This window comes from Curtobacterium sp. MMLR14_010, from assembly GCF_001865015.1.
GTDB lineage: Bacteria > Actinomycetota > Actinomycetes > Actinomycetales > Microbacteriaceae > Curtobacterium.
Genome location: NZ_MJGV01000002.1, coordinates 4,182 through 21,516, shown reverse-complemented (window position 1 = coordinate 21,516; position 17,335 = coordinate 4,182). Strand labels below are relative to the sequence as shown.

Below are 17,335 nucleotides of genomic sequence, written 5' to 3'. Positions count from 1 at the left end.
TGCTGCGTTCGGGGACGTCGATGTTGACGTCAACATCGAACGAGCCGACGATAGCATGGCAACGTCAACATGCGTTACCGTTCGGAGCGGCCGGCTCCCTGTCCGGCTGTCCCCCGGGCGTTCGTCCCGGCCACGCCCGACGAAGGAGCGACGTGACGACCGACCTGTCCGCCACCGGCCGCCGCTCGCCGTCGATGGCCGCCGTCGCGGACGCTGCCGGCGTCTCGATGCAGACGGTGTCGCGGGTTGCACGTGGCTTCGACAACGTCAGTCCCGACACCCGTGAGCGCGTCCAGCAGGCGATGGCCTCGCTCGGCTACCGGCCGAACCGGGCAGCGCGGGCCCTGCGTTCCGGGCGCTTCCGCACGATCGGCGTGATCATGTTCACGCTGGCGTCCTTCGGCAACATGCGCACGCTCGAGGCCATCGCCGACGCCGCCGGAGCCGCTGACTTCACGATCACGCTGCTGCCGATGGCCTCCCGCACCGAGGAGGGCGTCCGCTCGGCTTTCTCCCGCCTGCACGAACAGGCCGTCGACGGCGTGGTGATCATCATCGAGTCGCACGTCATCGACACCGCCGAGGTCGCCCTGCCCGACGGCGTCCCGATGGTGGTCGTCGACTCCACGGGCACGACCGAGCACCCGGCGATCGACACCGACCAGACCGACGGCGCCCGGCTCGCCACGCAGCACCTGCTCGACCTCGGCCACGACACCGTGTGGCACGTCGCCGGGCCGTCGTCGTCGTACTCGGCGGCGCGACGGCTCGCCGCGTGGCAGACCACGCTCGAGCGTGCCGGCCGGGTCGTCCCGCCGGTGTTCCACGGGGACTGGAACACGTCCTCCGGCTACCGCGCCGGCCTCGAGATCGCCCGGCGCCCGGAGATCACCGCGGTGTTCGCCGCGAACGACCAGACCGCCCTCGGGATCCTCCGCGCGTGCCACGAGCTCGGGCGCACCGTGCCGGAGTCCCTCAGCGTGGTGGGCTTCGACGACTCGCCGGAGTCCGACTCGTTCTGGCCGCCGCTGACCACCGTGCACCAGTCCTTCGACGAGGTCGGTCGCCGCGCCGTCTCGACCCTGCTCGCCCAGATCGAGGGCGCGCCCGTCGTCGCCACGACGGACCTCGTCCCGGTGCGCCTGGTCGAGCGCGCGAGCACGGCGCCGCCGCCGGCGCGGTAGCGCGGGCGGGCGCGCGGGCGGTGGCGGATGGTGCGAGGTTGCGCACCTCGTGCGCTCCTGTGTCCCCGCACGGAGCGATCAACCTCGCACCGGCCGAGGGCCCCCGCACCGTGCAGCCTGGCCCACCGCGCGCTACCGCCCGCCGGACTGGAGGCTCGTGGCGGCCCGGTACCGAGCCTCCCGGCCGCCCCGTGGTGCGTTCCGTTCCCGTCGTGCGAGGTTGCGCACCTCGTGCACTCCTGTGTCCTCGCACGGAGCGATCAACCTCGCACCGGCCGAGAGACCCCGCACCGTGCAGCCTGGCCCACCGCGCGCTACCGCCCGCCGGACGGGAGGCTCGTGCCGCCCCGGCACCGAGCCTCCCGTCCGCCCCGTCGTGCGTTCCTTCCCATCGCGCCCGCCCTGGAACGACGGAACGCGCGGAGGGCGTCGACAACTCGACCACCTCCGCGCGTTCCGACCTGCTCAGCGGGGAACGACCCCATGCGGGACTAGCCGATCGACAGCGCCGTCCAGCTCACCGGAGGGAGCTCGATCGTGACGGTGTCGCCCTCGCGGCGAGCCGACTCGTTCGTGCGGAGGCCGACGCGCGACGTGTTCGTCAGGTCGTTGACCGCGTGCAGGTCGTCGTCCCAGACGCCCTCGGCGTGGACGTCACCCGTGACGTCGAGCCCGGACAGGTCGATGGTGACCGTCGTGCTCTCCGAGGGGTGGCGGTTGACCAGGAACACGGCGGCCTTGCCGTCCTCGATCGTGGCGGCGGAGTCCACGACCGGGACCTCGCCGTACGTGCCACCGTCGACGGTGTCACCCGACGCGATGACCTGCAGCGAGGTGCCGTGTGCGAGCCGCGACGTCAGCGAGAACGGGAAGAAGGTGGTCTGGCGCCAGGCCTCGCCACCGGGCTCGGTCATGATCGGGCCGATCACGTTGACGAGCTGCGCGATCGAGGCCGACGCGACGCGGTCCGCGTGGCGCAGCAGCGAGATGAGCAGGCCACCGACGACGACGGCGTCCGCCACCGTGTAGACGTCCTCGAGCAGACGCGGGGCGACGGGCCACTCGTCGAGCGTGAACTCCTTCTGCTGCTCGTTCCACTTCGAGATCGACCAGACGTTCCACTCGTCGAACGAGATGTCGATGCGCTTGTCGGACTTCTTGTGCGCCTTGACGTGGTCGGCCGCGGTGGTGACCGTGTCGATGAAGCGGTCCATGTTGACGCCGGACGCCAGGAAGGTCGGCATGTCCGTGCCCTCTTCGTAGTAGGCGTGGGCCGAGATGTAGTCGACGTCGTCGTAGGCGTGCTCGAGGACCGTGCGCTCCCACTCGCCGAACGTCGGCATCGACGCACCGGAGGACCCGCAGATGACGAGCTCCAGGTCGGGCTGGATCTGCCGCATGCCCTTGGCGGTCATCGCCGCGAGCTTGCCGTAGTCGTCGGCGTTCTTGTGGCCGAGCTGCCAGGGGCCGTCCATCTCGTTGCCGAGGCACCACATGGTGATGCCGAAGGGCTCCTCACGGCCGTTCGCACGACGCTGGTCGGCGAGCGCGGTGCCGCTGCGGATGTTCGCGTACTCGAGCAGCTCGATGGCGGCGTCGGTGCCGCGGGTGCCGAGGTTGACGGCGAGCATCATCTCGGAGCCGACCGAGTCGAGCCACTGCTGGAACTCGTGCAGGCCGACCTCGTTCGTCTCGGTGGAGTGCCACGCGAGGTCGAGGCGGCGGGGACGCTGGTCGACCGGGCCGACGCCGTCCTCCCACTTGTAGCCGGAGACGAAGTTGCCGCCGGGGTAGCGGATGGTGGTGACGCCGAGCTCCTTGACGAGCTCGATGACGTCCTTGCGGAAGCCGTGCTCGTCGGCGCTCTCGTGAGCGGGCTCGTGGATGCCGTCGTAGACGTGGCGACCGAGGTGCTCGACGAACCCACCGAAGATGCGGCGGCGCACCGGCCCCACGGTGAACGCGGCGTCGAGGACGAGGTGTGTGCGGGGCATGGATCTCCTTCGATCATCTGCTGGCTCGTGGGCTCCGGGCGCACTGCACCCGGTGCGGCAGGTCGCGCTCGGTCTCGAGTCGTTCCGGAGAGTGAGCGCTCACCTGTTCCGTAACGCTACCGGTATCCATGTCGTGACGAAAGGGGTGGCGCGCCGCGGACAGCGAGGCTAATGTGAGCGCTCACGGAGCACTGACCCACGTGTTCCGCAGCCCGGCCCACGATGGAGTGATGCCATGCCGATCCGACCCGTACCACCCGTCTCGCAGTCACGGGGCGCCGGTTTCACCCGGCGGAGCCTCCTGGCTGCCGGAGCGGCGGCCGCGACCGTCCTCCCCCTCGCCGCGTGCTCGAGCCCGCTCTCCGCCGGCCTCGCCGGCAGTGCGCTCAACCCGGAGACGCTCGTCTTCTGGAACCTCTTCGGCGGCGGCGACGGTCTCCGCATGCAGGAGATGGAAGCCGGCTACGCCAAGCAGCACGGCGGCTCCAGTTCCCTGCAGGCGACGACGTTCGCCTGGGGCAACCCGTACTACTCGAAGGTCACACTGGCCACCGTCGGGAACAAGCCGCCGGACGTCGCGATCGCCCACCTGACCCGGGCGAAGCCGCTCTGGGACGGCGACCTGCTCGACCCGATCACCTCCGAGGACCTGGCCGGGGTCGGGCTCAGCGCCAGCGACTTCAACCAGAAGGCCTGGACCGCGCAGAAGACCGACGGCAAGAACATCGCCATCCCGCTCGACACGCACCCGTTCGTGCTGTTCTACAACGTCGACGTCTGCCAGAAGGCCGGCCTGCTCGACGGCGACGGCAACCTCAAGGACCTCACCGGCATCGACGCCTTCGAGAGCGCCCTCGCCGCGGTGTCCAAGGTCACCGGCGGCACGGCCCTCAACGTGGCGAACGTCAGCGAGATCGCGACCCCGTGGCGCTTCTTCTGGACGATGTACAACCAGATCGAGGGCGCGACGCCGTTCATCAGCGACGGCGGCGCGAAGCTCACCGTCAACGAGGACGCCTACACGAAGGTCACCGAGATGACCCAGAAGTGGGTCAAGAGCGGCTGGCTCAACAAGGGCCTCGACTACGCCACCGCGCAGACGCTGATGTTCACCGGCAAGGCCGGCTTCTTCATGCAGGGCGAGTGGGAGATCAGCACCGCGCAGTCGATCAAGGGGCTGAAGTTCGGCATGGCGCCGATCCCGCAGCTCTTCGACAAGCCGGCGGCCCAGGCCGACTCGCACACCTTCATCCTGCCGCGGAAGGACCGCACGCCGGAGCAGAAGAAGGCCGCGATGCTCTTCATCAAGCAGATGCTCGACCAGAGCCTCACGTGGGCTCAGGGTGGTCACGTGCCGGCGTACATGCCGACGTTCGACAGCTCCGCGTACGAGAAGCTGACGCCCCAGTCGAACTACGCCTCGGCCGCCGCGTCCGCCGTGTTCGACGACGCCGCCTGGTACGGCGGGTCCGGTTCCACCTTCGAGAACACCGTCGGCGCCCAGCTCGCGCTCGTCCAGCAGGGCAGCAGCTCCCCCGCCGCCGCCATGAGCGCGATCAAGTCCCAGCTCTCGACCTACCTCAACACGCCGAGCCCGCTGTGATCGGCCCGACGACCACCACGAACGCCGTGAACACCCTGCGAAAGGCACGATGACGTGACCACAGCACCTGTCCTCGACCGGCCCACGGACGCGGCGAGCGCGCCCCGCAAGCTGCGCACCTACCGCACCAGCCTGACCCGTGGCCAGGGCCGCAGCGGTTGGCTCTTCCTGGCCCCCTTCGGCCTGTTCTACATCGCCTTCCTGCTCGGCCCGACGGTCTGGATGATCGTCACGAGCTTCTTCAACACGTCGACGGTCCGCACCGGGCTCGGCACCTTCGCCGGGTTCGCGAACTACGCGGAGATGCTCGGACGCGACGACTTCTGGTCGTCGCTGTGGCACACCCTGCAGTTCACGCTCTACACGACCCCGCCGCTGGTGATCCTGGCGTTCGTGTTCGCCGTGCTGACGAACCGGATGAACAAGGGCCAGTGGTTCTTCCGCCTGGCCTTCTTCCTGCCGTTCATCCTGCCGTCGGCGACCATCTCGCTGATCTGGGTGTTCATCTTCACGCCGAGCACCGGCCTCTTCGCGAGCATCCAGTCGCTGCTCGGGATGACCCCGGGTGCCGGCATGCTGGCGAGCCCGAACACGGCGATGATCGGTGTCGCCATCGCCACCGTCTGGTGGACGCTCGGGTTCAACTTCGTGCTCTACCTGGCCGGCCTGCAGGAGATCCCCCGCGAGCTGTACGAGGCCGCTGCGGTCGACGGTGCCTCGAACTGGCAGCAGATCAAGTCGATCACCCTGCCGCTGCTCGGCCGCACCACGACCCTGGTCATCCTGCTGCAGATCATCGCGTCCCTGAAGATCTTCGACCAGGTGTACCTGATGACGAACGGCGGTCCGGGCATCTCGACCCAGGTCTCGCTGCAGCTCATCACCGGCGTCGGCTTCACCGACAACCGGTTGGGTGCCGCCTCGGCCGCGTCCGTCCTCCTGTTCATCGTGATCGTCGCGATCGCCGTCATCCGGCAGATCGTCGAGCGGGTCGCCGCCAAGCGTGAGATCGGAGCCTGAGATGACCACCACCGAGAGCATCACCACGGACCGCCCCAAGTTCCGGTCCGGCGTCTCGTCAACCGCCCCCACCAGCGCCGCCAAGATCGGCGTCAGCGGCCGCGGCTTCACGATCGCGTCGGGCATCATCCTGACGGTCTTCGCGATCATCTGGCTCATCCCGAGCGTGTTCGCCCTGAAGACGTCCCTGTCCGACAACGGCGTCGCGGCGCTCGGCGCGAACTCGATCCTGTCGAACTGGAACCCGACGCTGCACTCCTACGCGGCACTGTTCCAGGCCGGCGACATCTGGAACTGGTACCTCGCCAGCGCCATCACGAGCATCGTCACCGCGGTGCTGACCGTGCTGTTCGCCTCGATGGCGGCGTTCGCGCTGTCCCGCCTGGTGTTCCGCGGCCGGAACGTCGCGTTCCTGCTCATCATCCTGGGCATCATGATCCCGACCCAGGTCCTGATCATCCCGATCTTCCAGGAGCTCAACGCCGTCGGCCTGCTCAACACCTACTGGTCGGTCATCTTCCCGCAGGTGCCCGCCGTGATCGCGGTGTTCATCTTCAAGCAGTTCTTCGACGGCATCCCCCGTGAGCTCGAGGAGGCGGCCCGCATCGACGGCGCCGGCATCTGGAAGGTCTACTGGTCGGTCATCCTGCCGCTGTCGCGTCCGGTGATCGCGGCCGTCACGATCCTGACCTTCGTCGGGGTGTGGAACAACCTGCTGCTGCCGCTGTTCGTGCTGTCGAACCCGGACCTCATGACGATCCCGGTCGGGCTCGCCACAGTCCAGGGCAGCTTCGGTCAGCGTTACGCCGACATCCAGGCGGGTGCGCTGCTCGCGGCGCTGCCGCTGATCATCCTCTACCTGATCTTCCAGCGGCAGATCGTGGAGGGCGTGACCGGTTCCGGCCTGAAGGGCTGACGCCACCACACGACGGACGGGAGGCTCGGTGCCAGCTGGCACCGAGCCTCCCGTCCGTTGCGTGGTGCGGATGCACCGCCGGTCGCGCGTGGTGAGTCGAATCGCGCGTGGTAGGTCGAATCGCGCGTAGGCGGTCGTTCGCTCCGACCTGCAACGCGCGGAACCACATCCCATCGCACGTGTCATGGGACGGAACGACCACCGGGCCCGGGTCAGGGAACGGGCGTGACCGTCCAGGTGCCGTTCGTCTGGATCGCCATGACGCCGGGCAGGTCGACGTCGAACTGCTCCGCGAAGGCCTCGGTGTTGCCGAAGATCTTCGGCTGGTCCGACGTCGTGAAGACCCGGCCGCTGAAGGAGTCGTCGGCGTCCGCGGGCGTGAAGTCGACCGACACGTGCGGGACGTCGTCGCTGAGGAACAGCACGGCCGGACCGGTGCCGGACTGCGCTCCTGAGACGGACGGGATGTCGTTCCAGCTGCGCATCGTGGCGGACCACGGGCCCTGCGCGTCGACGATCACCGTCTGGTCCGGTGCGTCGTCGCGCATGACCGCCGTCAGGAACGAGCCCTTCAGCGGGGCGGTCGCACGGCCGAACGGGGACATCCGCCCCGGCGCGGTGACCGTCGCGGTCCCGGTGCACGCCGAGCAGTCGAGCTCGATGACGACCGCGAACGCGCCCTCGGTGTGGAAGGCGACGTTCGACGGGCCGGTCGCCGACGCCGTCGCCGAGACGCCCGAGGACACCGTGCCCGCGTCGACCGTGTCCGGGAGCGCCCGGGCGATCGGCGGCGTCGTCGCCGTCGGGGTGGGGGTCGGGGTCGACGTGTGGGTCGGTGTCCGGGACGCCGTCGGCTCGGGTGGTGCCGCGTCGTCCATCTCCTGCGCGCACCCCGTCATCAGCAGCACCGCTGCCACGACCGCGCCGACCGTCACCGTTCCCCGTACCGTCCCCATGCGACCACCCTGCCACGTCGACCGGTTCGCGGACGCCGGACGGGTCAGGCGTCGACGCGGATCTTCGCCTCGTGCTTCCAGAACCCGGAGAACGTGATGCGGGACTTCGGCAGGCCGGCGCGGTGCAGGTGACGGCGTCCCTCGGTCGCGAGGGTGGACTCTCCGACGACGAAGGCGTAACCGCGGTCGTCGGAGAGCGTGTGGCGGCGGAGCTCCTCGAGCGCGGCCGTGCCGGGCACCGCGGAGGGGTCCTCGTGCTCGCGCACGACCCAGGTCACGGTGACCCCGGCCGGGGCGTCCAGGTCGCGGACGTCGGCGGCGGTCGGGACCTCCTGGATGATGCGACCGACGGTGTCGCGCGGCAGGGACGCGGCGATGCCGACGACGCCGGGCAGGCCGGTCTCCTCCGCGACGACGAGCACCTCGCTGGCGTCGGGCGGGCAGTCGAAGATGCGGCCCTGGTCGAGCACGGCGAGCTCGTCGCCTGGCTGCGCGGCGCAGGCCCAGATCGCGGCGCGGCCCTCGGGGGCGCCGTCAGCGCCCGTGTGCACGACGAAGTCGATGTCCAGCTCGCCGACGTCCTGGCGGTGGGCGGCGACCGTGTAGTTCGCGCAGTGCGGGCGGACGGCCTCGGGGATGGCGAGGAACGGCGGCCACCACTTCGCGCCGTCGAGTTCGGGCAGTTCGAAGGCGTCCTGGTGCGGCAGCTGCACGAACAGGCGGAACCAGTGGTCGTAGCCGAGGTGGTCGAACTCGTGCAGGTCGAGCCCCGTCACCGTGACGCGGTGCATCGACGGGGTCAGACGGACGGACCGGACGACCTGGGCGCGGAAGAGCCGCGGGTTCGTGGGCATGAGCCGCGGGGTCTTCGCCATGAGGCAAGGCTAACCTAAGTCCTCGGTCATGCAAGGAGTGTCGGATACGCTCTCGTGCCGTGGAGCTCCCCCGATCCGGCACCCGTCGCGCCGCCCTGCTGACCGCCGTGGTCGTCGGGCTGATGCTGCTCGCGGGCTGCACCGGCGGGACCACGGTCACCGGCCCCACGAGCCGCGCGGACGCCCCTCCCCGCCCGGCTGCTGACGCCTGGTCGTTCGAGGACGCGACCGGCACCACCATCGAACTCGACCACCGGCCGGAACGCATCGTCGTGGTGGACGACCTCGCCGTCTCCTTCCTGCACTACGGCCTGCACCCGGTCGGCACGTTCGGGACGGTCCCCCTGTCGGAGGATGCCCGGTTCGACGGCCTCGACACCACGGGCATCACCGAGGTCGGGACGGACGACGGCGACGTCGACCTGAACCGACTCGTGGACCTGGAGCCGGACCTCGTCGTGACGTCGGTCTACCCCACGGACGGCTCCGTGGACACGGACGACCTCGGCACCGGGTTCGCGAGCCGCACCCGGCAGGACCAGATCGGGAAGATCGCACCCGTCCTCCGCGTCGAGTGGGGCGGGAAGGGCCTCGACGCCGTCCGACAGGTCACCCGGTTGGCGGAGTCGCTCGGCGCCGCGAGGTCGACCGTCGATCGGGCTGAGCGTGCGTTCGACACCGCTCGCTCGGCGCTGTCCGACGCCGCAGACGGTCGCGACCTCCGGGTCGTCTCGATGTACGCCGACGCCGACGGGGTGTACGTGATGCGTCCCGCCGACGAGCCGACCCTGCAGCTGTACGACAGCCTCGGTGTCGACCTCGTCGACCCGGGTCCGAAGGGCTTCTACTGGGGCGTGTACAGCTGGGCGAACGCCGGCAAGGTGAACGCTGACGTCATCCTGCTCACCCCGGAGGGCTGGCAGGCCCGAGAGCTCCTCGCGCAACCGACCTTCGCCGACGACCCGGCACTCGTCGCCGGGCAGGTGCACAGCTGGCCGGTGCCCGGGCTCGACTACGCGTCGCAGGCCAGTGCGATGACGGAGCTCGCGGGGTGGCTCGAGGACAGCAGGACGGTGTCGTAGCACCGGGCCCCGTTGCGGGCCGGTGCCCGGCGGTCCGCGTCAGGCGGTCCGCGTCAGGCGTCGAGCGGCAGCAGGGGTGCCCAGAAGGCGTCCGGGCCGTCGCCGACGACCGCGTCGGCCTCGAAGCGGAACCCGTACCCGCGGACGAACTCGGCGGCAGCGGCGACCTCGCTCTGCGCGTCGTCCTGGTCGGCGGTGAAGAGGTACTCGCCGTGCCCCATGCGGACGCCGCTGTCGCTGATGACGCTCAGGTCCCAGCGCCCCTCCTCGGCGCGCTCGATCCGGACGACGGCGGCCTGTGCGGCGGTGAAGTCAGACATGACGACGAGCGTACGTGCGACCGCTGAGCGCTGCTCAGGGCCGCGTGTCCCGGTGGACCGTGCTCCTGTCGGTTCCCGGTGGACCGTGCTCCTGTCGGTCCGCGGTGGACCGTGTTCCGGTAGGAACGAGGGATGACGCGATCGGGCTGGGTCCAGGACGTCCTCGGCCCGTCGTACGAACGGCTGGAGCTGCCACTCGGTCAGGACGCCGAGGGCCCCGTCGTGGCGACGCTCGTGCGACGACGGTGGACGCCCGGCGACCTGCTGCACCTGCGCGGGCCGCTCGAGGGGACCGACGTGCTGTACGTGCACGGCTGGTCCGACTACTTCTTCCAGACCGAGCTCGCCGAGCGGGTCGAACGCCTCGGTGCCCGGTTCCACGCCCTCGACCTCCGGAAGTACGGGCGGAGCCTGCGGCCAGGACAGACCCCGGGCGGCACCGACGACCTCGGCGTGTACGACGACGACATCCGCGCGGCCCTCGACGCCATCGCGGCCGAGCACCACGGCCCGCGTCGACGGTTGGTGCCGATGGGGCACTCGACGGGTGGGCTCACCCTCGCGCTCTGGGCGTCGAGGCACCGGGACCTGGTCGACGGACTGGTGCTGAACAGCCCGTGGCTCGAGTTCCAGGGCGACGCGGTCGGTCGCAACCTGGTGGCGCCGCTCATCCGTCTCGGCGCGCGCCGCAACCCGCTCGCCCCGATTCCGGCCGTCGACCCCGGCTTCTACACCCGGACTGTCTCGAGCACCGGCGAGGGCAGCTGGACCTACGACCAGCGGTGGCGTCCGGACCGGGGCTTCCCGCTGCACCCCGGGTGGCTCGCGGCGGTCTTCGCCGGCCAACAGACCGTGGAGCACGGTCTGGGCATGCCCTTCCCCGTCCTCGTCATGCTCAGCGACAAGAGCATGCTCCAGCCACGGTGGAACGAGGGCATGGCGCACGCCGACGTCGCCCTGAACGTCGACGCCGTCGCACGGCGCGCGCTGTCACTCGGCGACGAGGTCACCGTCCGCCGGCTCCGGGGTGCGCTGCACGACGTGGTGCTCTCCGAGCCGGCCGTCCGGGAGCGCGCCTACGACGTCATCGGCCGCTGGGCGGGGACCCTGCTGCGGTGACCGCGGTCCTCGTCGCCGCCGCCACGAGCGCGTCGTCCGGCTCGGCGTCCGCGGTGTCCTTGCTCGTCATCACGACCACCACGATCGGTGCCCGGCCGGTCGGGAAGACGATGCCGATGTCGTTGCGCACGCCGTACGACCCCGTCCCGGTCTTGTCCGCGACCGCCCATGCGGGGTCGACCCCCGCTCGGATCGTCGCGTCGCCCGTGGTGTTGCCGAGCATGCTCTCGCGCAGCATCCTCCGATCGGACGGATCGAGCGCCGATCGGAGGAGGACCTGGCGCAGGTCGGCCGCGAACTGCGCCGGCGTGGTGGTGTCGCGCGCATCGCCGGGGACCGCTTCGTTGAGATCGGGTTCGACGCGGTCGACGTTCGTCGTCCGGTCCCCGAGGTCGCGCAGGGCCTGCTCGACCACGGCCGGTCCACCGACCCGTTCCACGAGCAGGTTCGCCGCGGTGTTGTCGCTGTACCGGAGCATCGCGTCGAGGAGCGCCCGGACGGTCATCCCGGTGTCGACGGACCGAGTCGTCACGGGGGCGTGGGCCAGCAGGTCCGAACGGTCGTAGTGCACCACGGTGTCGAGATCCGCGCCGGAGGACTGCGCGAGCACCACGGCGGCGACGAACACCTTGTTCGTCGAGGCGAACGGGAACCGCTCCCCCGATCGGTAGGTGACCCGCTGCCCGGAGCCGGTGTCGATGGCCGTGACGCCGAGTCGTGCGCCGTGGTCGCGCTCGAGCGTGCGGAAGGCGCGGGCCGTCGCCGCTGCCGAGGAGGCCGTCGGAGTCGCGGTCGGTGTGCCCGACGAGGACGGGACCGGGGACGGCGACGTGGACGCGGACCCGGACGGGGCTGCTGTGGGAGGAGCGGACGTCGGCGCGGGCGGAGCCGTCGTGGCGTCGCACCCGGCGAGCGCGAGCGCCCCCACGAGCACCACGGCGGCAGCGGACACCTTCGACCTCGATCGCATCCCGCCATCCTCTCCCGCACTGTGCGCACTTCTCCAACCCGTGCGAGCTTGTCCCCCCGGTGCGGGCCCGTCGTGCCGCACGGTGTGTGCAACCTCGCACCGAACACCAGCCCGCGCCGCGCCCGCGCCGCGCCCGCGCCGCGCCCGCGCCGCGCCCGCGCCGCCCCGCGTCACCCGCGCGACAGCCGCTCCACCGTGGCGTGCGCGCCGTCGCGGACGAGCCCGTCGAGGGCGTCGCGGTACGCGGCGACGAACCGCTCGTCGTCGACGAGGTCCCCGAAGACCTGTCGGTTCGCGATGAAGGCGAGCGGGTCCTCGCGCTGCGTCCGGGCGATGCGGTTCAGGGACTCGGCCAGGCGGTCGACGATCGCGATCGGCTCCCCCGCCTCGTCCGTGCCCTCGGCGTAGCGCGCCCACGAGGCGACGATCCCGGCCGACAGGGTGACGGGTCCGCCCGATCGGAGGTTGTCCCGCACGACCGGCAGCAGCCACTTCGGGATGCGGTCACTCGACTCGGCGCAGAGCCGGGCCAGGGTGTCGCGGACCTCGGGGTTCTGGAAGCGCTCGATGAGGGTCGCCTTGTAGTCGTCGAGGTCGATCCCGGGCACCGGTTGCAGGGTCGGGGTCGCCTCCTCGTCCATGTACCGACGGAGGAAGGTCGCGATGGCCGGGTCCTGCGTGGCCTCGTGCGCGTAGCGGTGGCCGGAGAGGTACCCGAAGTAGCACAGGCCCTGGTGCGACGCGTTGAGGAGCCGGAGTTTCATCAGCTCGTACGGCTCGACGTCCGCGACGATCTGCACGTCGACGTCCTCGTACGCCGGGCGTCCGGCGGGGTGGTCGTCCTCGAGCACCCACTGGAAGAACGGCTCGGCGACGACGGGCCAGGCGTCCTCGATGCCGAGCTCGTCACGCACCGCGGCCCGGTCCTCGTCGGTGGTGACGGGGGTGATCCGGTCGACCATCGAGTTCGGGAACGCGACGTGCTCGTCCATCCACTCGGCGAAGCGGGGGTCCTGCAGTCGGGCGAAGGCGGTGAACATCGCCCGGGCGACGTGCCCGTTGCCCTGGATGTTGTCGCACGACATCACGGTGAAGGGCTCGAGGCCCCGGTCTCGACGGCGACGGAGCGCGGCCACCACGAGGCCGAAGACCGTGCGTGGCGGGGTGTCCCCGTCGACGTCGGCGACCACGCCGGGCTCGTCCTCGACGAACGCACCGGTGATGTGGTCGAAGTTGTACCCGCCCTCGGTGATGGTCAGGCTGACGATCTTCGTGTCCGGCGACGCCATCTTCTCGACCACGGCGTCCGGGTCGTCGACGGCGAGCAGGTAGTCGACGATGCTGCCGATGACCCTGGCCTCGCGCGTGCCGTCCGGGTGCTTGAGGACGAGCGTGTAGAGCCCGTCCTGCGTCCGCATCGCCTCGGCCATGCGGCGGTCCTGCTCGAGGACGCCGACCCCGCAGATGCCGTACTCGCGGGCCTCACCGCGCTGCAGGAGCCGGTCGATGACCATCGCCTGGTGTGCCCGGTGGAACCCGCCGACGCCGAAGTGGACGATGCCGGCCGTGATCCCGGTGCGGTCGTAGGTCGGGACGGCGACCCCCGCCGCGGCGATCTCGTCGAGTGTGGCCGGGGAGAGGGGGACGGACATCGGTACTCCTTCGTACGGATCGGTCGGCCGGTCACGCTGGCCGTCGCGCCAGTCTTCCACCGTCGCCGGGGGACAAGACTGAGCGTCCGCTCCGCTTCGGTGCACTGAGTGCATCGTTGCACCTAGTGTTTCCTCCGTGACCCTGTCGATCGACCGCCGTGCTGCCCTCAAGGCGAAGCACCGTGCGGCGATCCTGCAGGCCGCCCGCGACCTCGTGGACGAGCGCGGCGGCCGTGGGTTCAGCGTGGACGAGCTCGCCGCCCGCGCCGACGTCGCCCGTCGCACGGTGTTCAACCACTTCTCCTCGCTCGACGAGATCCTGCTCACGGTCTGCGAAGAGGTGCTGTCGGTGATCATCGACCGCTTCCTCGGCGACATCGCCAACACCCCGGTCGGGGACGGCTCCCGTTCCTCGATGTTCGACGAGCTCGAGTCCGCCGCGCGCGGAGCCGACCTGGCGCCGGCCATCGCCCGGATGGCCACGATCCTCGGTGAACCGGACGAGGAGACCGACGCCAAGGCGGCGATCCTCACCCAGACGGCCTTCGCCCGGGTGACGGAACGCCTCCGGGTCGAGGTGATCCGGCGCCACCCGGCGGCCGACGAACTCGACGCCGCGCTGCTCGTCGACTCGCTCATGAGCGGCATCGTCGTCATCGCGGAACACTGGCTCACGACGACCGGGCCGCGCCTCGACCAGGACGCCCTCGACGACTGGGACGCCCTGCTCGCACGACTCGTGCACAGCGTCCGCAGCGGCTACCTGCCCGCCCACTGACATCACCACCAGGGGTCCACCGGCGTACCCCACTCCGCACGCACCACCCACTACGAAAGGAACGGGGCACCCCATGGCCGGTCTGCTCTACCGCCTCGGACGATTCGCCGCCCGACGGCACTGGCTCGTCATCATCGCCTGGATCGTGATCATGGGGATCGCGGGCGGCACGTACGCCCTGTTCGCCGGGACCATCTCCTCGTCGATCACCATCCCGAACACCAAGACCAGCCAGGTGCAGGACCAGCTCGCGGACAAGTTCCCGAGTGCCAACGGCGGGAACGGCACGCTCGTCTTCGAGACGACGAGCGGGAAGGCCTTCACCAGCGCCCAGAAGAGCGGGGTCGACGACTTCCTGACGGACCTCGAGGACCTCGACGGCGTCAAGGGTGCGACGTCCGGGTTCAGCACGCAGGACCGGCTCGACGACCAGCGCCAGAAGATCGTCGACGGCCGCAAGGAGATCACGGACGGTCGCCAGAAGATCGAGGACGGCCAGGCGCAGCTCGACGCCCAGAAGGCCCAGCTCGAGTCCGGCAAGCAGCAGATCGCCGACGCGCAGGCGAAGCTCGACGCCCAGAAGCAGCAGCTCTCCGCCGCGTCCTCGTCCGGCGCCGCAGCACAGGCCCAAGCAGCACAGGCCCAAGCAGCAGCGGCCTCCGCCGCAGCAGCCCAGGCCCAGGCCGCGCAGGCCCAGCTGACGCAGGCCCAGGCGCAGATCGACGCCCAGCAGGCCCAGATCACGTCCGGCGAGCAGCAGCTCACCCAGGCACAGCAGCAGATCGACGAGAACACGACCAAGCTGGACGACAGCGCGAAGCAGCTCGAGCAGGGATCCGACCTGCTCGACCTGTCGAAGGACATCCGCTTCGTCTCCTCGAACGGCAGCGCCGCGATCGGCACCGTGCAGTTCACGAAGTCGACGTACGAGGTCCCGCAGACCACGAAGACCGCGATCTCCGACAAGGCCGAGGCCGCGAAGATCGATGGCGTCCGCGTGTACGTGTCGAACGACATCGCCCAGGGCGTCCCGTCGATCCTCGGCCCGGGCGAGATCGCCGGCGTGATCGTCGCCGCCATCGTGCTGTTCCTGATGCTCCGCACGATCGTCGGCGCCGCGGTGCCGCTCGTCAGTGCCGTGCTCGGCATCGGGGTGGCGTCGCTCGCCGCCCTGTCGTTCTCCAGCCTCGTCGAGTTCATCTCGGTCACGCCGGTGCTGGGGGTGATGCTGGGCCTGGCGGTCGGCATCGACTACTCGCTGTTCATCCTGAACCGCCACCGGACCCAGCTGAAGCAGGGCATGGGCGTGCACGAGTCGATCGGGCTCGCCAACGGCACGTCCGGCAACGCCGTGGTGTTCGCCGGCGCGACGGTCATCGTGGCCCTGCTGGCGCTCAACATCACCGGCATCCCGTTCCTCGGCCTGATGGGCACGGTGGGCGCCGTCGCGGTGTTCTTCGCCATCCTCATCGCCACGTCCTTCACCCCGGCGCTGCTGTCGATCATCGGCATGCGGATCCTCCGGGGGAAGGAGCGCACGCGCATCGGGAACACCGGCTCGACCCGTGTCCCGAACAAGCCGATGTCGACCTGGCGCGCGGTCATCACGCTCGTCGCCGGCGTCGCGGTGCTCGGCACGATCGCGCTTCCGGCAACGCAGATGCGCCTCGGGCTGCCGTCCGGCTCGTCCGAGGCCGTCGACTCCAGCCAGTACAAGGCGTACAAGACGCTGAGCAAGGAGTTCGGCGCCGGGCAGAACGGGCCGCTGCTCGTCGTGGCCACCCTGCCGAACGCGATCAGCAAGGACGACGTCACCGCGACCGAGGTCACCATCGGCCAGGCGATCGCGAAGAACGACGACGTCGACGCCGTGCTGCCGATCGGCGCCTCGAAGGCACGCGACATCATCGCGTTCCAGGTGAAGCCGAACGGCGGCCCGGACAGCATCTCGACCGAGGACCTCGTCAAGGACCTCCGGACGCAGGACGTCACCGTCGACGACGGGAAGGCCACGCTCGGTGTCGCCGGCAACGCGTCCGCGAACATCGACGTGTCCGAGAAGCTCTCGAACGTGCTGCCGCTCTACCTGGCGGTCGTCGTGGGGCTCTCGCTGATCATCCTGATCGTCGTGTTCCGCTCCTTCCTGGTCCCGATCACGGCGACGGCGGGCTTCATCCTGTCGGTCCTCGCGGCCTTCGGCGGCCTGACGGCGATCTACCAGTGGGGGTGGTTCGGCAGCGTCTTCGGCGTGCACGACCCCGCGCCGATCCTGAGCTTCCTGCCCATCATCGAGATCGGCATCCTGTTCGGGCTCGCGATGGACTACCAGCTGTTCCTGGTGTCGGGCATGCGCGAGGCCTACGCCCACGGCGCGAGCGCGAAGGTGGCCGTCCAGCGCGGTCTGCACGCCGGGCGCGCGGTGGTCACGGCAGCGGCGATCATCATGATCTCCGTGTTCGCGGGGTTCATCTTCTCGGACTCCTCCACCATCAAGCCGATCGGGTTCGGTCTGGCGTTCGGTGTCCTCGTCGACGCGTTCGTCGTCCGGATGCTGCTCATCCCGGCCGCGATGCACCTGCTCGGCAAGAGCGCCTGGTGGTTCCCGAAGTGGCTCGACCGCATCGTGCCGGACGTCGACGTCGAGGGCGCCAAGCTCGAGCGGTCGCACCCGGGTGACCGGAACGCCGACCTCCAGCGGAGCAGCGAGCCCGCGACGGTCGGAGCCGCGCAGGCACACGACGACACCCGCACGGGCACCCACGCCCTGCCGGTGGAGCCGGACGCCAACCCGCACGAGTCCGGCCACAAGCCGGCCCACCGCGCGGAGTAGCCCCCACCCCACCCCGAGATCGCAGTCCGTGTCGCC

The 17,335-nt window shown here is 70.3% G+C and carries 14 protein-coding genes; 8 read left to right on the top strand and 6 right to left on the bottom strand.

Features of this window, described 5'->3' with window-relative positions:
- Nucleotides 1-152: 152 nt before the first annotated feature.
- Complete coding sequence (locus tag BIU98_RS00210; protein WP_254787743.1) at nucleotides 153-1,184, top strand: LacI family DNA-binding transcriptional regulator; 1,032 nt, start codon at nucleotides 153-155, stop codon at nucleotides 1,182-1,184.
- Nucleotides 1,185-1,675: 491 nt separating this feature from the next.
- Here BIU98_RS00210 and BIU98_RS00205 read toward each other — a convergent pair whose 3' ends face one another.
- Nucleotides 1,676-3,178: an alpha-N-arabinofuranosidase gene (locus BIU98_RS00205; protein ID WP_071269550.1), complete on the bottom strand. Its 1,503-nt coding sequence runs from the start codon at nucleotides 3,176-3,178 to the stop codon at nucleotides 1,676-1,678.
- A gap of 235 nt (nucleotides 3,179-3,413) precedes the next feature.
- Here BIU98_RS00205 and BIU98_RS00200 point away from each other — a divergent pair, with 235 nt between their 5' ends.
- From BIU98_RS00200 to BIU98_RS00190, 3 genes are read left to right on the top strand one after another with little or no spacing between them, the layout of a single operon-like run.
- Entirely contained in the window at nucleotides 3,414-4,781 is a 1,368-nt protein-coding gene (locus tag BIU98_RS00200; RefSeq protein WP_071269548.1) for an extracellular solute-binding protein, read from the top strand.
- A 54-nt stretch (nucleotides 4,782-4,835) separates the two neighbouring features.
- Nucleotides 4,836-5,801: a carbohydrate ABC transporter permease gene (locus tag BIU98_RS00195; protein WP_083392830.1), complete on the top strand. Its 966-nt coding sequence runs from the start codon at nucleotides 4,836-4,838 to the stop codon at nucleotides 5,799-5,801.
- A 1-nt stretch (nucleotide 5,802) separates the two neighbouring features.
- A complete protein-coding gene (locus tag BIU98_RS00190; protein ID WP_071269546.1) occupies nucleotides 5,803-6,717 on the top strand; it encodes a carbohydrate ABC transporter permease in 915 nt (304 codons plus the stop codon).
- A gap of 212 nt (nucleotides 6,718-6,929) precedes the next feature.
- On the opposite strand, the gene BIU98_RS00185 is transcribed toward BIU98_RS00190, so the two are convergent.
- Both BIU98_RS00185 and BIU98_RS00180 read right to left on the bottom strand, forming a co-directional pair.
- Nucleotides 6,930-7,673 carry a hypothetical protein gene (locus BIU98_RS00185; protein WP_139200481.1) on the bottom strand — a complete coding sequence of 248 codons (744 nt, stop codon included), beginning with the start codon at nucleotides 7,671-7,673 and terminating at the stop codon, nucleotides 6,930-6,932.
- A 44-nt stretch (nucleotides 7,674-7,717) separates the two neighbouring features.
- Nucleotides 7,718-8,548: a siderophore-interacting protein gene (locus BIU98_RS00180; RefSeq protein ID WP_071269542.1), complete on the bottom strand. Its 831-nt coding sequence runs from the start codon at nucleotides 8,546-8,548 to the stop codon at nucleotides 7,718-7,720.
- A gap of 59 nt (nucleotides 8,549-8,607) precedes the next feature.
- On the opposite strand from BIU98_RS00180, the gene BIU98_RS00175 reads away from it, so the two are divergent.
- On the top strand, nucleotides 8,608-9,630 hold the full coding sequence (locus BIU98_RS00175; RefSeq protein WP_071269540.1) for an ABC transporter substrate-binding protein: 1,023 nt from the start codon (nucleotides 8,608-8,610) through the stop codon (nucleotides 9,628-9,630).
- A gap of 53 nt (nucleotides 9,631-9,683) precedes the next feature.
- Here the strand turns inward: BIU98_RS00175 and BIU98_RS00170 are convergent, their stop codons facing one another.
- Nucleotides 9,684-9,950: a hypothetical protein gene (locus tag BIU98_RS00170; protein WP_071269538.1), complete on the bottom strand. Its 267-nt coding sequence runs from the start codon at nucleotides 9,948-9,950 to the stop codon at nucleotides 9,684-9,686.
- Nucleotides 9,951-10,082: 132 nt separating this feature from the next.
- Here BIU98_RS00170 and BIU98_RS00165 point away from each other — a divergent pair, with 132 nt between their 5' ends.
- Nucleotides 10,083-11,069 (top strand): alpha/beta hydrolase, encoded by a 987-nt coding sequence (locus BIU98_RS00165; RefSeq protein WP_071269536.1) that lies wholly within the window; start codon nucleotides 10,083-10,085, stop codon nucleotides 11,067-11,069.
- Here BIU98_RS00165 and bla read toward each other — a convergent pair.
- Nucleotides 11,035-12,039 (bottom strand): class A beta-lactamase, encoded by a 1,005-nt coding sequence (bla, locus tag BIU98_RS00160; protein WP_083392827.1) that lies wholly within the window; start codon nucleotides 12,037-12,039, stop codon nucleotides 11,035-11,037. The two genes, BIU98_RS00165 and bla, sit on opposite strands and share 35 nt — an antisense overlap.
- A 170-nt stretch (nucleotides 12,040-12,209) precedes the next feature.
- The gene (locus BIU98_RS00155; RefSeq protein ID WP_071269534.1) at nucleotides 12,210-13,691 is read right to left on the bottom strand and encodes a mannitol dehydrogenase family protein; all 1,482 of its coding nucleotides are present in this window, start codon (nucleotides 13,689-13,691) and stop codon (nucleotides 12,210-12,212) included.
- Nucleotides 13,692-13,827: 136 nt separating this feature from the next.
- On the opposite strand from BIU98_RS00155, the gene BIU98_RS00150 reads away from it, so the two are divergent.
- Together BIU98_RS00150 and BIU98_RS00145 are read left to right on the top strand one after the other, a co-directional pair.
- Entirely contained in the window at nucleotides 13,828-14,469 is a 642-nt protein-coding gene (locus BIU98_RS00150; RefSeq protein ID WP_071269532.1) for a TetR/AcrR family transcriptional regulator, read from the top strand.
- Nucleotides 14,470-14,542: 73 nt separating this feature from the next.
- On the top strand, nucleotides 14,543-17,299 hold the full coding sequence (locus BIU98_RS00145) for an MMPL family transporter (RefSeq protein ID WP_071269530.1): 2,757 nt from the start codon (nucleotides 14,543-14,545) through the stop codon (nucleotides 17,297-17,299).
- Nucleotides 17,300-17,335 lie beyond the last annotated feature (36 nt).

Bases quoted from the DNA above. Each gene is read 5' to 3' on its own strand.
- BIU98_RS00205 (WP_071269550.1), bottom strand. From the start codon at position 3,178: ATGCCCCGCACACACCTCGTCCTCGACGCCGCGTTCACCGTGGGGCCG.
- BIU98_RS00200 (WP_071269548.1), top strand. From the start codon at position 3,414: ATGCCGATCCGACCCGTACCACCCGTCTCGCAGTCACGGGGCGCCGGT.
- BIU98_RS00190 (WP_071269546.1), top strand. From the start codon at position 5,803: ATGACCACCACCGAGAGCATCACCACGGACCGCCCCAAGTTCCGGTCC.
- BIU98_RS00185 (WP_139200481.1), bottom strand. From the start codon at position 7,673: ATGGGGACGGTACGGGGAACGGTGACGGTCGGCGCGGTCGTGGCAGCG.
- BIU98_RS00180 (WP_071269542.1), bottom strand. From the start codon at position 8,548: ATGGCGAAGACCCCGCGGCTCATGCCCACGAACCCGCGGCTCTTCCGC.
- BIU98_RS00170 (WP_071269538.1), bottom strand. From the start codon at position 9,950: ATGTCTGACTTCACCGCCGCACAGGCCGCCGTCGTCCGGATCGAGCGC.
- BIU98_RS00165 (WP_071269536.1), top strand. From the start codon at position 10,083: ATGACGCGATCGGGCTGGGTCCAGGACGTCCTCGGCCCGTCGTACGAA.
- bla (WP_083392827.1), bottom strand. From the start codon at position 12,039: ATGCGATCGAGGTCGAAGGTGTCCGCTGCCGCCGTGGTGCTCGTGGGG.
- BIU98_RS00155 (WP_071269534.1), bottom strand. From the start codon at position 13,691: ATGTCCGTCCCCCTCTCCCCGGCCACACTCGACGAGATCGCCGCGGCG.
- BIU98_RS00145 (WP_071269530.1), top strand. From the start codon at position 14,543: ATGGCCGGTCTGCTCTACCGCCTCGGACGATTCGCCGCCCGACGGCAC.